The organism is Pseudomonas sp. Q1 (assembly GCF_009935975.1).
GTDB classification, from domain to species: Bacteria; Pseudomonadota; Gammaproteobacteria; order Pseudomonadales; family Pseudomonadaceae; genus Aquipseudomonas; species Aquipseudomonas palleroniana.
This window is the reverse complement of the sequence record NZ_QODI01000011.1, coordinates 219842-233222: the sequence shown is the minus strand read 5'-3', so window position 1 is coordinate 233222 and position 13381 is coordinate 219842. Positions and strand designations below refer to the sequence as shown.

The window sequence follows — 13381 nt, the reverse complement described above, 5'->3', positions numbered from 1 at the left end:
AGCCTTACCCGGCACCTGAAAAACCCCGCCTGCAGTGATGCAGGCGGGGTTTTTTTATGCAGCGCCAGCGCTCAGCCTATTGAGCGGCGCCTCAGCAGTTTCTTGAACGTGAACCCCCGTGCCAAGGTCAGTCGGGTACTCGACATGAGGGCCATGGGTTGCGATAGAGCTTGGTCGAGCGGCTGATGAACAGGCAGGTGCGCGGTTCTTTCAGGGGGCGCAGGCCTGGGCCGTTCCCAGTGGCCGGACATGACCACCATCCCCAGCAACTTGAGGGTATTGGCGTAGTAGTCATGGGCCTTGAGTGGACGGTGTTGCAGGTTGTCCCAGATGTTATTGAGCCATGGCTGGTTGCCGGGGCTGATCATGGCGCTGACCCCCAAGGCGGAAATAAACACCGGGTCATCCTGGTCTTCGTCGAATACGCTGCCATCGACCCGGTAACCGTTGTTGAACGCCGCGGGCTGATCGCCGGTGATTGTGCGCGCCCAGTGGTTGAACGGAGTCAGGGCCTCCAGCGCACGCACGTCGCCGTACATCAGGTAGTCCAGGCCGACCCGCCACGGGTAGCGGGCCGCATTCCACGCGTAATCGCCGTCGTGCTTGCCTTCCAGCAGGTCGGCGCGGGCGGGTGTGATCGAGGTGTCGAGGTGGCTGATGAAGTCTGGCAGCAGCGCGCTGCCTGCGCTGTAGCGCTCGGTGAAGGTGTGGATGATCGAGTAGGTTTTGTCACGAACAGCCAGCCAACGCCTGTCACCGGTCATCGCAAAAAAACTGTTGAGGTGCGACTGCATGAAATCCGAGCTGCGGGTGGCGTATTCAAGCTCGGAATCGCCATCGGTGCCGGCCCAGTCGCCGAGCAGCAGATGATGGGTTCGCGGGTGTACCTCATGGTGCATGATCGCCGCCAGCACTTGGTTGGCTTGGCTGCGGTAGTCAATCGCACCTTGGCTGCCCCACGCCTGGTCAGCCAGCAGCAGGGCGTAGGCGATATCCAGGTCACCGTCGGTGGCGCTGGCGTTGCCGCGGAACCGGCCAGTGGAGTTGCCGCAGCCTTCGATCTGGTTCCAGGCCATCAACCCGGGATCGGATTTGGCTGGGTGGTCTTTGAAATAGCGCACCATGCCGTCAAAGATCTGCTGCGCGTCCGGGTCCTGCTCGGCCATCATCACGCTGAGCAGCATGCCATAGCCGTGGGCTTCGGATACGGTAATGGTGTGCGGGGCGGTGCCGCCGCCCACCGGCTTGCCGTCGGCATTGACCTTGATGAAATAGCGCCCGTTGCCGCATTCGGCGGATAGATAAAGCGCCTTCCATTGCGTGTAGAACCGGGTCAGTTGCTGATCCATGACCGCCTGGGGCAGGTGGTTTGGCTTGATCGAGCCGGCGTGGTAAGGCGCCGCTTGGGCAAAAGCCCAGGCATCGCTGACGAACAATGAGCTGGCGGCAATGCACAATGACCCCATCAGCCGGTGCAGGTGCTTTTTCGGGGGACGCATGGGCGGGCTCTCCAACCTGGAATTCAGGTGGCGAGGTTACGGGCGATACGAACTGTTCGCTGTCACAGGCTGTAACACGCTATGCGCTACTGAGGTGGGCGCAGCGGCAGGACCAGGCTCAGGCGTGCGCCACCCCGCGGGCTGCGGGCCACCGAGAGTTCACCGCGGTGCCACTGCGTCGCCCGTTTGGCCAGCGCCAGGCCAAGGCCGAAGCCGCCTGGGGCGTCACCGCCCATGGCCAGCCGTACGAAAGGCTCGAAGATTTTTTCACGGTTTTCCGCCACGACGCCAGGGCCGTCATCGTCGACGTGCAGTATCAGGTGGTGTTGGCCATGGTAGGCCGCGCTGACACACACCTGGTCGCGGGCATAGGTGATGGCGTTGCTCAGCAGGTTACGCACGATCAGGTGCAGCAGCGCACGGTCGCCGATCAGCTCCAGCTCCGGTGGGTCGGTCTCCAGGCTCAGGTGGCGCTGATGTCCGTCCAGCAAGGCAAATTCCTGATGCAGCCACTCGCGAATGCGGATGGGCTCGTAGTGCAGGTCTGATGCAGAACCGGCCATTCGTGCGAAAGCCAGGCTGGCCCGCACCAAGGCTTCCAGTTCTTCGACGTCGGTGAGCAAGCGCTCCTGAAGTCGGGTGCGCGTGGGCGGGTCGTCACTTTTGCCCAGCAGGGTCAGGGCAAAGCGCATGCGTGCCAGGGGCGTGCGCAGTTCATGCGACACCGCTTGGGAGACTTCGCGGTGGCGTTCGCCCATGGCGCTGATGGCCTGGGCATGTTGTTGCAGCGTCTGCAGCAACGGCGCCCATTCCTTGCCCATCGCGGGCAACATCACATTCGGCGTGTGCGCCAGTGTACCGAGGCAGGCATTGAGCTTGCCCAGTTCGCTGGCGCGCCGGCTGTGTGCGCGTAAGCCGAGCCAGAGCAGCAGTAACACCGGCAGGCCAGCGACGCCTGCTGTTATCCAGTAAATCGGAAATTTCAGCAGGTCATCGACCTCAGCCGTGCCCCACATGGGGCCGAACTGGATCACGGTGTCATCGTCCAGCGGGAAGTAGGTAATGTCTTCGTCGCTATTGAGCGCCGGCTGTTGATGTTCCAGCATCACCAAGGCTTCCGGCGGCAGCTCGACGTCATCCAGCGCGACCAGTGCCACCGGGTACTGGAAATGTGCGCGCAAGGTGTCCATGTGCGATTCGCGTTGGTCGGCCGGCAAGGCCTTGAGCTGCTCGGCCACCAGGTAGCCCGGCCCAGCCATCAAGCGTAGAAAGCTGTCTTCACCGACAAACACCGAAGCGTTGGCGCACAGCCACAACAGATAACACGTCAAGGCCGCCCAAGCGGTGCCCGCCACGACGGCCATCCAGGGGCGCACTTTAGACAGCATCTTGGCCGTCCTGTGGGATTTCGACAAAGAGATAGCCTTGGGCCGTGATGGTCTGGATGGTCACTGGGCAAGCCAGGTTCATCAGCTTTTTACGCAGGCGCGACACGCGCATATCGATGGAGCGGTTGACCCCGTCGTACTCCAGGCCCCGCAGGCTCTGGAGGAGTTTTTCGCGGGTCAGCAACACGCCGCAATGGCGGGCGAAAATCGCCAGCAATTCGAACTCGGCCACCGAAAACTGCAAAGGGGTTTCTTTGAGCCAAGCGAAATGGCTGTTCAAGTCCAATCGGAAACTACCCCATTGGTAAGTGGCGCGGGGCGTTTGCGCACGGCGGCGCAGCAGTGAGCGGATACGCGCCAGCAACAGCAGCGGGTCGACGGGCTTGACCACATAGTCGTCCGCACCCACATCGAAGCCGGTCAATTGTTCGGCGTTTTCATCCAATGCCGTCATCATCAGGATCAGCCCGGGGTAGTGATCACGGATCTGTCGGCACAGAGTGAAGCCGTCGATACCCGGCAACATCACGTCCAGGATCAACAGCGCCGGCTGTTCATCGAGAATGCGCTGGGCTGCATGATCGCCACGGTGCTCCACCGCAACGGTAAAACCTTCGGCGCGCAGGAACTCGGCCGTCAACGCGGCCAGTGGGCGGTCGTCTTCAATCAGCAGGAGGGTGTCGGACATGAAAAAGGGGCCGTCGCCGAAGCAAGGCCGCAAGTGTTACGCCCTTGCCTGGGAGGAGGCAAGGGCGGGACGCGCACTTCGTGGGTTTATCAGTCGGCGGTGAGCGCCGGTGCCGCGTTCTTGGGGGCTTTCCAGCCGAGCAGTTGTTGTGTGTAACCGTAGCTGGCAGCTTGATAGTAGGTGATCGCCCGCTGGATCAACGGATCATCGCTGCCCACGCGTAACTCCTGGCTTTCACCCAGCGCCTGGTCATGGCGACGCAACCCTTGGCGCGGGCTGAGGATCGCCAGGTCCTTGCCGTCGAACAACCCCAGGTGCTGGTAGTTGCCGACCACCACACGTGGCGGCAATGGGCTGTCTTGCAACAGGTTGCGCCCAAAGAAGGTGGACTCGTAGCTCAGGTTGAGCAGGGCCAGCAAAGTGGGCGCCAAGTCGATCTGGCTGGCCAGTTGCGCGGTTTCCCGGGCCTCGATCAATTTCGGGGCGTAGATGAACAGGGGGATCTGGTAGTTGGTGATCGGCAAGTCTTCCTTGCCCGCGCTGCCGGCCGTATGGTCTGCGACGAACACGAAGATCGTGTTATCGAACCAGGGCTTCTGGCGTGCGGCCTCAAGGAACTGGCCGATGGCGTAGTCGGTGTATTTGACCGCACCGTCTCGGCCCTTGCCGGACTTGATATCAATACGCCCGTCCGGGTAGGTGTAGGGGCGATGGTTGGAGGTGGTCATCAATTGCAGCAGAAACGGCTGCTGCTTGGCGTAGTCGGCGTCGGCCAGTTTCAGGGTCTGCCGGTAGAGGTCTTCGTCGGCCATGCCCCAGGCATTTTTAAACGAGATATCCGATTCGGCCACGCTGCTCTGGTCCACGACCCGATAGCCATTGCCGCTGAAGAACGCGTTCATGTTGTCGAAGTAACCACGCCCGCCATAGACAAACACACTGTCGTAGCCGATGGCGCTGAGTTGTTGACCCAGGCTGGCAAAGCCGCTTTCGCGCCCTATGCGCTTGACGATCGAGCGCCCTGGCGTTGGCGGAATGGCCAGGGTGATGGCTTCCAGGCCACGGTCGGTACGCGTACCGGTGGCATAGAAGTTATTGAAGTACAGGCTTTGCTTGCGCAGCGCATCGAGGTTGGGCGTAAGGTTGCGCCCATCACCGTTGCTGCCCATGTATTTGGCGCTGAAGCTTTCGATGGTCACCAGCACGATATTGGGCTTGCGCAAGGTGCCGGGGTTCTCGATGGCACGGCGGATATCCAGCGGGTCTTTGCCGATAAAGCGCGCGTTGGGCTCGCTGAGTTCGGTGCGTAGCTGCTGGGCGACCACCTCGGTTGGCATGCTCTTGTAGAACTGCGTGTAGTCCAGCTCGTTATTGCGAAATGCCGCGAAAAACTGATACGGGCCATTGCTCGCCAGTTCGTTCTTGTAGGCGTTGCCGCCTTGGGTACGCGGGCTATCCTGGCTGATCAGTTGCAGGCTGAGGCCGGCGGCGATCAACAGGCTCAAGGCGCTCAGCAAGCGGCCGCGCATCGGCGGCAGCGGTGCATTCAAGGCGGCGTTGAAGGGTTTGCGCAGTGCCACGCTCAGCACCACCGCCAGCATCGCCAACAGGCTGAGCAACTTGCCGATCGGATAAGACTCCAGCAGGTTGTTCAGCACCTCGTCGGAATACACCAGGTAATCCACGGCGATAAAGTTGAAGCGCACGCCGAACTCGTCCCAGAACAGCCATTCGGCCACCGAGGTAAACAACATGGCGAACAGGCTGACCGTCAACACCGCTTGCAGGAACCAGCGATGGCCGCGACGGCGCCACAGCCCCGGTGGGCAAAGCAGCAAATACAGGCCCAGCGGCAAGGCTGCATAGGTCAGGAAGCCCAAGTCGTACAGCAAGCCCACGCCAAACACCGGCAGTACGTTGCCTCCGACTTCACTCAGGTGAGTCAGTAGCAGGACGCTGCGGGTGAGCAGGAAAATAACCAACCATGCGCCGGTGACGAGCAGCAGGTAGCGCATAGGCGCGGTTTTGAGAAACCCCATGTCCAGCATAATCCTTCTATTAATGGGCGATGATCTTCGGCCAGGCCTTGTTGGCGGCCTGTGAATCTATAGTGAAAAACTCATTAGATCATAAAGTTGGTTGAGAAGATTAATCGATAAGTCCGACAGGTCTATCCCTGAGCCACGCCAGGCCTTAAGCTGCGCGAGCCAGCACGGCTGGCACGACAGTACGGAGACACTGCTCATGCGAATTCTATTGGTTGAAGACAACCGCGATATTCTGGCCAACCTGGCAGACTACCTGGGGCTCAAGGGCTATACCGTTGACTGCGCGCAGGACGGTTTGTCGGGCCTGCACCTGGCGGCCACCGAGCATTACGACCTGATCGTGCTCGACATCATGCTGCCAGGCATTGATGGCTACACCTTGTGCAAACGCCTGCGCGAAGACGCGCGCCGTGACACACCGGTGATCATGCTCACTGCCCGCGATCAGTTGGATGACCGGTTGCAGGGCTTCAAGTCGGGTGCCGATGATTACCTGCTCAAGCCGTTCGCCTTGTCCGAATTGGCTGCGCGCATTGAAGCTGTGCTGCGCCGCGCCCAGGGCGGTGGTCGTCGCGCCTTGCAGGTGGGCGACTTGTACTACGATCTCGATACCCTGGAAGTCACCCGCGAAGGGCGCCTGCTCAAGCTCAACCCGGTGGGCCTGAAGTTGCTGGCGGTGCTGATGCAGAAGAGTCCGCATGTGTTGCGCCGCGAAGTCCTCGAAGAAGCCCTGTGGGGCGATGACTGCCCGGACAGCGACAGCCTGCGCAGCCACGTTCACCAGTTGCGCCAGGTGATCGATAAACCTTTCGCCAAGCCATTGCTGCAGACGGTGCACGGCGTCGGTTATCGCCTGGCCGAGGGGCGTGATGGAGTTTAAGCAAAGCCTTGCCCAGCGGATCATCATCGCCTTTGCCTTGATGAGCGCGCTGGTGGCGGGGGCTTTCGCCATGGGCATTGTTGCGACGGTGCACCTGGTGGAAGAGAAACTGATCTCGGCGGGCCTGGGTGGCGACCTGCAACGGTTGCTATTGATGGACAGCGTCGAAGACTGGAGCCACCGGCCGGAGCCGGACCAGTTGTTCTATTTCAGCGGTGGGCGCGGCGATTTCGAACTGCCCAAGGATTTGCGACACCTGGACCCAGGCTTTCATGAGGTGTTTCGCGAAGCGCTGTCGTACCACGCCATGGTCGAAGTGGTCGACGGTCGGCGCTATGTCCTGCTGCAAGACCAGAGCGACTTTGAAGAGCGTGAGCGCGTGTTGTTTGCGGTGGTGCTGGTGGGGTTCGTGCTCAGCCTGGCGCTGGCGGTGTTCCTGGGTTGGGTGTTGGCCCGCAAGGTGATGGCACCGGTGGTACGCCTGGCCCGCCAGGTACGCCATCGTGACCAGTTGCTGGGCCTGGCGCCGCCGTTGGCCCCGGATTATGCGGCCGATGAAGTGGGTGAACTGGCGGTGGCTTTCGATGCCACGCTCGGCCGCTTGCGGCAGGCGTTGTCCCGTGAGCAGTTGTTTACCAGCGACGTGAGCCATGAATTGCGCACACCCTTGATGGTGTTGGCCACTTCCTGCGAACTGTTACTGGAGAACCCGGCGATTGATCAGCGCGGCCGTGCCCAGGTCGAGCGCATCGCCCGCGCCAGTGAGGAAATGCGCGAGCTGGTGCAAACCTTCCTGATGCTCGCCCGTGCCAAACATGATGATGCTGCCATGTCGCCGCAGGTCAATCTCAAACAGGTGGCCGATGACTTGCTCGGTATCTGGCGCGAGCCCATCGAGCAAAAAGGGCTTGAGTTGATCTACATTCCTGGCAACCCCTTGGCGACCCGCTACAACACCACGTTCTTGCATGCGGTGATGGGTAACTTGCTGCGCAACGCGCTGCATTACACCGAGCAAGGGTTTATCCGCCTCACCCTGGAGCCGAGCGGTTTTATCGTCGAAGACTCCGGCGTCGGTATACCGGAAGAAAAACGTGAAGCGATGTTCGAGCCTTTTGTGCGTGGCAGCGAGAAGCGCGGTGAGGGCCTGGGATTGGGTTTGTCGCTGGTGCAACGCATCTGCGAGAGCCAAGGCTGGAGCGTCAGCCTGAGCACCATGGAGCCCAACGGCTGCCGCTTTCATGTCGAGTTGAGCCAGGTCAAACCCTGACTCGCCAGCCTGCCGCTATGCTGCGGCAGTTAGCGTGCTTTTCGGCGAAGATGGCCCCAGGCCACCGTTTGTGTCTGTAAAGTCTTGAAATGTATGGGGTTGGACAGGACAAGTTTTTCACAACCAGTTGACCTGTCGCTCACAGTTTGCTGCTTAAGGTTGTAGGCATCAGCAACTGGAGATGTTTAGATGCCTTCCCCGATCAAGCTCGAATTTTCCGAAAAGTACGACGACCAACACGCGCAAAATTATTTGCTCAAGCATCAGGACAATCTGGCTCGCCGGTTGTCCCACAAACGCGACGAGCAATTGGCGCGCGGTGCGCTGGCCATGGCCGGTGAGCCTGGGCTGGTCCTGGACCTGCCCTGCGGCGCCGGGCGCTTCTGGCCATTACTGGCCGAAAAACCCAACCGTGTGATTATCGGCGCTGATAATTCGGCATCGATGTTGAAGGTCGCCACAGTCGCCCAACCGGCGGATGTGGTGAAACGGGTACGCACTTTGCAGACATCGGCCTTTGATATCGATTTGCCGGACAACTCGGTCGACAGCATTTTCTGCATGCGCTTGATGCACCACATTGGTGATCCGGAGCATAGGCTGGCGATATTGCAGGAGTTTCAGCGTGTGACGCGCGACAGCGTGATCCTCTCGCTGTGGGTCGATGGCAACTTCAAGGCCTGGAGACGCAAGCGCGCCGAGTCCCGGCGTCGCGAAAGAGGTGAGCAGGAAGGTTACCAAAATCGGTTTGTGTTACCGGCGGCTACTGTCGAGGCAGAATTTGAGCAGGCCGGTTTCCGTGTTCAGGAATCCCTGGACTTCATGCCGCTCTATGCCATGTGGCGAGTCTATGTATTGCGTAAGAGGTGACAGGATGGCAGTTGAGTGCGTAGCAGGTAGTCATGTAGCTCCCGAGGAGCGGTTTGATTATTTCTGGCGCCTGAAAGGGGAATGGGTCGAGGAACCCAATCGTCGGCGTGGCGGTGAAAGTGGTGTGCAGCGGGTCATCAGCCCCAATGGGCGCTTGCTCTACAGCAAACGCCAGACCGGGCACATCTACCGCAGTTGGCTCCACCCGTTCGGACGCCCGACCGTGCTACGTGAGCGTGACGCCCTCAAGGGCCTGCGTTTACTCGATGTACGCGTACCGGAGCTGGTGTTTTGCGAAGCACGTCGCGACCCGGAGCACCGATGGAAAGCACTGCTGGTCACGGCGTCCCTGGACGGTTTCGACGAGATCGAAAACTGGTATGCCGCCGGCGGCCGCGAACAGTACGGCGAGCTTGTCCATGAGCGCCTGCTCAAGGAACTGGCCGGCACCTTGGCGCGCATGCACAAGGGCCGTTGGCAGCATGGTTGCCTGTATATCAAGCACATCTTTGTGCGGGTAACGGGCGAAGGTGATTCGGCCAATGTGGAAGTTGCGCTGCTGGACTTCGAGAAGTGTCGTCAGCGTTTGACCGCCTATCGGGCCGCTTCCCACGACATGCTGCAACTGCGTCGCCATTCGTCGTGGAGCGATGCCGACTGGAAAAAACTCAGCTACTTTTACGAGACGGCGTTTGGCAGCGCTATCAAGGGTTTAACCAGATGAAGCTAGAAATAGCACGAGGTTTGTTTCTGGTCGGTGCGTTGGGTATTGCAGCCCTGGCCCTGGCTGCGTGGGAGCAACCTCGTACACAAGTGCTCAGTACGGTGGACGGTAACGGGCAATGCCTGTTACCGCGTGTCGCCAAGGCGAACGTAAAGGCAAGGCCCGATCATGATCTGCTGTTGTTCATGTTCGGGATGTCTCAAGGGATGAGGCCACAGAGTTGAGATGAACCTTAAAAAATTCACCCCCCCGAAACAGGGCCTCGCGATGCGAGGCCCTTTTTTTTGCCTTCAAATCAGATGCAGGTGGTTATCCCAAAGCCCCGCCGGTAACTCCAAGGGTGTGGCGACCAATGGGTTCTGACGGCAATCGTAGAACCGGCAGCGTCCCTGGCCGGAGGTGACGACAAAGCCATCCGGCACTGCCCCCACGCCGGCACAGTCGGGCAAAGGGCCGTCCAGGCGCAGCTCACCGCTGTCGATATCCCAGATAAAAAACCGATTGCCCCGTGGCGCAGTCAGCGCCACCAGGCGCAATTGGCTGTGCACCGCGACGCTGGCGGTGTAGTGCCCCATGGCCTGCAATTGCTCATCGGCCACCGGGAACGCCACGAACGGTTGCCCCGGCCGCTTGATCGCCAGCAGTTCCGAGCGTTCGTGGGAAGGCCCCATGAATTGTTGCCCGGTGAGGACAGTGCCATCGTTGGCGATGCCCATATGGCGCACGCTGTTCATCTGCTGGCCGAGGGTTTCCTTGCTGATCAGCGTGCCATCGCGGTGCATCAGCACCAGGCTCGGCTCCATGGCGTTGAGGTTCATTTCCACGCGGCTTTCGGCTTCGGTGCGAATACCGCCGTTGGCCACCACCAGGGTTTCGCCGTCGGGCATCCACGACACCTGGTGCGGGCCGATGCCGTGGGTGGAGAGCTCACCGCTGTGCACCAGGCGCTCACCTTCGAACCGGTAGACGCCGAGCAGGCCACGGCCGGGATCGGAGGTGTCGTTCTCGGTGGCATACAGCCATTCGCCGCTCCGGTGAATCACCGCGTGGCCATAGAAGTGGCGGTTGGCGTTCGAGGTGATGGTTTGCAGCAGCGCGCCATCACGCAGGTCGATCAGATAACTCTCGGTGCCCGGGCGGCGGGCCACAAACAGCGCAATCGGCAGCGCCGGGTGGTTGATGATGTCGTGGCAACGTTGGCCGACCTGGGTGGCGAACACCTGCTTGCCATCCAGGCGGAAACCCACCGCGTAGTGCTTGCCCTCGGCATCATCGCGTGCCGAGAGCAGCAGTGGGCTTTTGTCCTTTTGCTTGAATAGCGTCCAGCCACCCAACGTGAGCGCGCTGAGCAGCACGCTGCCAATCGCCAAAGCCTGTCGCCTGAGCATCATCAGTCACCGTCGTTGGCGTTGAAGCCCAGCTGGATGCCCAGCGCCTTGGCCAGCTCACCTTCGTGCAGGCGATGGACCACGTTGAGGCTGTCGTAGAGGTCATTGAGCTGCTGGCGCCCGGCGTCATCGTTCAACAACTCGCTGAGGGTGCGCTGGTTGCTGGCGAACAGTTTCAGGGCGGCGGCATAGGCGGCGTCGATCTTGTCGGCCAGCGGCTTTTGCTCCGACGGCAGCAGGTTGCGCAGGCCCTTGTTGTCGACCCCCACCCAGACGGTTTGCGCGGCGGCAAGGCTGGTTTCCAGGCTTTGCAGGGACGACTGGCTGCGCCATGCGTCAGCCTGGAACGGTTGCGGGATACCTTTGGCCTGGCGGCCCATCGGCGTACCGAGTTTCTTTTTCAGGGTGTCCAGCGCGGTCACCTGGGCACGCAGCAGGTCGGCGATGGCTTCGTGGGAATCGGCGTAGCGCTGGTTGGGAAACTTGGTCATCTGCGCGAGCATGCCGTCGGTGCTGTTCCAGCTGGCGAGAATCTCTTCGGCGAGGCTTTTCTGGCGCTCGCCGATCGCCACCAGCAGTGGGCAGTAGCGCGCCTTTTGCGCTGGATCGGCGACGTCGGTCTTGGCGTCGTAGAGGATGTATTCGTAGGCCGACAGGCCCTGTACCACGACGCTGGACTTGGCCAGGGCAGCGGCGTCGATCTGCGGCTGGGAGCTGACCAGTTGTTCGACCTGGCGGCCCACCAGGTTTTTCTTGTCCGGCCAGAACTGCACCTGCCACGAACGATTGCCCTCGGCCAGCGGGCCGACCAGCAGCGGTTGCAACTCGGCCCAGGCTTTTTGTGCGTGGAGGAAATCGGCGCGGGCGGTGTCCAGGCTTTCCTTGCCCTGGCAATAGGCGAGGGCGCTGACGGCCAGTTGGCGGTCGGCTTCAACCCAGCGGCTGTAGGTCGGCAGGATGACTTGCTTGGCGATGGCCGCCGAGGTCACTGCTTGCGGGTCCTGGGGCGAGCAGGCGCCGAGAGCGAGTGCGGCCAGGCTGGTGAACAACAACTTGGGACGGAACATGTAGAGCTCCCTTCTGTAATTGGGGCGAAGCTTATAGAGAATTCAGGAACGCCAGCAACGCGGCGCGCTGCTCGGCGTTGAAAGACAACACCTGTTGTTGCGCCGCCTGTGCTTCACCGCCATGCCACAGCACGGCTTCGAGCAGGTTGCGGGCGCGGCCGTCATGTAAAAACTGGGTGTGGCCACTCACGGTTTGCGTCAGGCCAATGCCCCACAACGGGGGTGTGCGCCAGTCGCGGCCCCCGGCCTTGAATTCGCTACGCTGGTCAGCCAGACCTTCGCCCATGTCGTGCAGCAGCAGGTCGCTGTAGGGGCGGATCGTCTGGTTGGCCAGTTCGGGTTCGGACGCAGAGGCGGACGTGGTGAACGTCGGTTTATGGCACCCCTGGCAACCGGCCTGGTAAAACAGGTTTTTGCCGGCCAGCACCTGTGGCGTATTGACGTCACGGCGTGCGGGGACCGCAAGGTTGCGCGTGTAAAACAGCACCAGGCGCAGGATGTTATCGCTGACTTCCGGCTCGCCATCGGGGCCATTGCCGTTGGGGGCCTGTTTGCAGGCAATCTGGGCATCCGTGCAATCATCAAAGGGTCTCAGGGACGTGGTGAGGCCCATGTCACCAGAGAACGCGTGAACATTTTGTTGATTAAGGTTGGGTTGCCCGGCTTTCCAGCCGAAACGCCCGAGGACGGTCTTGCGCTGGGCGTCGTCCCACACCCAGTTGGCGCGGCCGACGAGGGCTTCCTGGTCGGCGGTTTTCGCGTCGGTGTTACGCAGGATGTCGGCGTCGCTGATGGCTTCGAGCAGGCCCAAGCCGATCATCGGCGGTGCGATTCGCGCTGAAAAAAGTGTATCTGGATGCATCGGCCCGTAGCCGAGCTGGGTGATTTGCAAGTTGGGCTTACGCAACTCAACCACCGTGCCGTCCTTGAAGCTGACGTTGACCGGCGTGTAGTCCACCCGCACCTTGCCTTCGGGGACCACGCCCGGCACGGCCATGTCTTGCAATTGCCCGCCGTAGACAGGCTCGGGCACCACGCCGAGTTGCTCGATAAGCTTGGCATCGATCGGCGCAGGCGGAATCGACAGGCGCACCAGCATCGATACTGCATTCGGCGCGTCGGGCAGCGGCGGGTGCCCACGGCCGTCCTTGATATGGCAGTTCTGGCAGGCGTTGGTGTTGAACAAAGGCCCCAGGCCATCACGCGCGGTGGTGGTGGACGGTGCGATCACCCATGGGCTGCGGAAAAAACTGTTGCCGACGCTGAAATCCAGACGACGGCTCGGCGCCAGGTTGGCTGAGGGCAGGGAAAACGCATTCTGGTCGCGCTTGTTCACTGTCGTCGCGCCGCCGGCCCGCGATTCCCCCGGCTCTGCCTGGGTAAACCTGGGTGGGGCATCGCAGGCGGTCAGGCTCAAGGCCATCAACGCTGCCGACAAGCGAAAAAACGAACGGAACATCGAGTTTCCTGGAACAAGGCGGAAAATGAGGCCGCAAAGTCTAACAGGGCAGGGCGGATTGAATAAGAGCAATTATCGTTTGGTGGAACCCGATTCATTC

At 61.1% G+C, this 13381-nt stretch carries 12 protein-coding genes; 5 read left to right on the top strand and 7 right to left on the bottom strand.

What is annotated here, in order from left to right; genetic code table 11:
• Window positions 1-71 precede the first annotated feature (71 nt).
• The 4 genes from DK870_RS19130 to DK870_RS19115 all read right to left on the bottom strand — a co-directional run bounded on the left by DK870_RS19130 (window position 72) and on the right by DK870_RS19115 (window position 5614).
• Window positions 72-1499 (bottom strand): glycosyl hydrolase family 8, encoded by a 1428-nt coding sequence (locus DK870_RS19130; RefSeq protein WP_161549399.1) that lies wholly within the window; start codon window positions 1497-1499, stop codon window positions 72-74.
• Between the two features lie 86 nt (window positions 1500-1585).
• On the bottom strand, window positions 1586-2887 hold the full coding sequence (locus DK870_RS19125) for a sensor histidine kinase KdpD (protein ID WP_161549398.1): 1302 nt from the start codon (window positions 2885-2887) through the stop codon (window positions 1586-1588).
• Window positions 2877-3575, bottom strand: coding sequence for a response regulator transcription factor (locus DK870_RS19120; protein WP_060754249.1), 699 nt, complete (start codon window positions 3573-3575; stop codon window positions 2877-2879). The genes DK870_RS19125 and DK870_RS19120 overlap by 11 nt, the downstream gene beginning before the upstream one ends.
• Window positions 3576-3664: 89 nt before the next feature.
• On the bottom strand, window positions 3665-5614 hold the full coding sequence (locus tag DK870_RS19115) for an LTA synthase family protein (protein WP_161549397.1): 1950 nt from the start codon (window positions 5612-5614) through the stop codon (window positions 3665-3667).
• Between the two features lie 205 nt (window positions 5615-5819).
• Here DK870_RS19115 and colR point away from each other — a divergent pair, with 205 nt between their 5' ends.
• The 5 genes from colR to DK870_RS19090 all read left to right on the top strand — a co-directional run bounded on the left by colR (window position 5820) and on the right by DK870_RS19090 (window position 9591).
• Window positions 5820-6503, top strand: coding sequence for a two-component system response regulator ColR (colR, locus tag DK870_RS19110; protein WP_060754248.1), 684 nt, complete (start codon window positions 5820-5822; stop codon window positions 6501-6503).
• Window positions 6493-7773 carry a HAMP domain-containing sensor histidine kinase gene (locus DK870_RS19105; RefSeq protein ID WP_060754247.1) on the top strand — a complete coding sequence of 427 codons (1281 nt, stop codon included), beginning with the start codon at window positions 6493-6495 and terminating at the stop codon, window positions 7771-7773. Before colR ends, DK870_RS19105 begins: the two co-directional genes overlap by 11 nt.
• Window positions 7774-7962: 189 nt before the next feature.
• A complete protein-coding gene (locus DK870_RS19100) occupies window positions 7963-8643 on the top strand; it encodes a class I SAM-dependent methyltransferase (protein ID WP_060754246.1) in 681 nt (226 codons plus the stop codon).
• Between the two features lie 4 nt (window positions 8644-8647).
• The gene (locus DK870_RS19095) at window positions 8648-9367 is read left to right on the top strand and encodes a lipopolysaccharide kinase InaA family protein (protein ID WP_060754245.1); all 720 of its coding nucleotides are present in this window, start codon (window positions 8648-8650) and stop codon (window positions 9365-9367) included.
• Complete coding sequence (locus tag DK870_RS19090) at window positions 9364-9591, top strand: hypothetical protein (protein ID WP_060754244.1); 228 nt, start codon at window positions 9364-9366, stop codon at window positions 9589-9591. The genes DK870_RS19095 and DK870_RS19090 overlap by 4 nt, the downstream gene beginning before the upstream one ends.
• Window positions 9592-9657: 66 nt before the next feature.
• On the opposite strand, the gene DK870_RS19085 is transcribed toward DK870_RS19090, so the two are convergent.
• The 3 genes from DK870_RS19085 to DK870_RS19075 are packed head-to-tail and all read right to left on the bottom strand — an operon-like array spanning window position 9658 to window position 13281.
• Complete coding sequence (locus tag DK870_RS19085) at window positions 9658-10755, bottom strand: DUF1513 domain-containing protein (protein WP_060754243.1); 1098 nt, start codon at window positions 10753-10755, stop codon at window positions 9658-9660.
• Window positions 10756-10757: 2 nt separating this feature from the next.
• Window positions 10758-11822 carry an imelysin family protein gene (locus DK870_RS19080; RefSeq protein WP_161549396.1) on the bottom strand — a complete coding sequence of 355 codons (1065 nt, stop codon included), beginning with the start codon at window positions 11820-11822 and terminating at the stop codon, window positions 10758-10760.
• A 31-nt stretch (window positions 11823-11853) separates the two neighbouring features.
• On the bottom strand, window positions 11854-13281 hold the full coding sequence (locus DK870_RS19075; RefSeq protein ID WP_104994715.1) for a di-heme oxidoredictase family protein: 1428 nt from the start codon (window positions 13279-13281) through the stop codon (window positions 11854-11856).
• Between the last annotated feature and the right edge of the window lie 100 nt (window positions 13282-13381).

Excerpts from the sequence above, each read along its gene's own strand:
- DK870_RS19130 (WP_161549399.1), bottom strand. The coding sequence starts at position 1,499 with ATGCGTCCCCCGAAAAAGCACCTGCACCGGCTGATGGGGTCATTGTGC.
- DK870_RS19125 (WP_161549398.1), bottom strand. The coding sequence starts at position 2,887 with ATGCTGTCTAAAGTGCGCCCCTGGATGGCCGTCGTGGCGGGCACCGCT.
- DK870_RS19120 (WP_060754249.1), bottom strand. The coding sequence starts at position 3,575 with ATGTCCGACACCCTCCTGCTGATTGAAGACGACCGCCCACTGGCCGCG.
- DK870_RS19115 (WP_161549397.1), bottom strand. The coding sequence starts at position 5,614 with ATGGGGTTTCTCAAAACCGCGCCTATGCGCTACCTGCTGCTCGTCACC.
- colR (WP_060754248.1), top strand. The coding sequence starts at position 5,820 with ATGCGAATTCTATTGGTTGAAGACAACCGCGATATTCTGGCCAACCTG.
- DK870_RS19105 (WP_060754247.1), top strand. The coding sequence starts at position 6,493 with ATGGAGTTTAAGCAAAGCCTTGCCCAGCGGATCATCATCGCCTTTGCC.
- DK870_RS19100 (WP_060754246.1), top strand. The coding sequence starts at position 7,963 with ATGCCTTCCCCGATCAAGCTCGAATTTTCCGAAAAGTACGACGACCAA.
- DK870_RS19095 (WP_060754245.1), top strand. The coding sequence starts at position 8,648 with ATGGCAGTTGAGTGCGTAGCAGGTAGTCATGTAGCTCCCGAGGAGCGG.
- DK870_RS19090 (WP_060754244.1), top strand. The coding sequence starts at position 9,364 with ATGAAGCTAGAAATAGCACGAGGTTTGTTTCTGGTCGGTGCGTTGGGT.
- DK870_RS19085 (WP_060754243.1), bottom strand. The coding sequence starts at position 10,755 with ATGCTCAGGCGACAGGCTTTGGCGATTGGCAGCGTGCTGCTCAGCGCG.
- DK870_RS19080 (WP_161549396.1), bottom strand. The coding sequence starts at position 11,822 with ATGTTCCGTCCCAAGTTGTTGTTCACCAGCCTGGCCGCACTCGCTCTC.
- DK870_RS19075 (WP_104994715.1), bottom strand. The coding sequence starts at position 13,281 with ATGTTCCGTTCGTTTTTTCGCTTGTCGGCAGCGTTGATGGCCTTGAGC.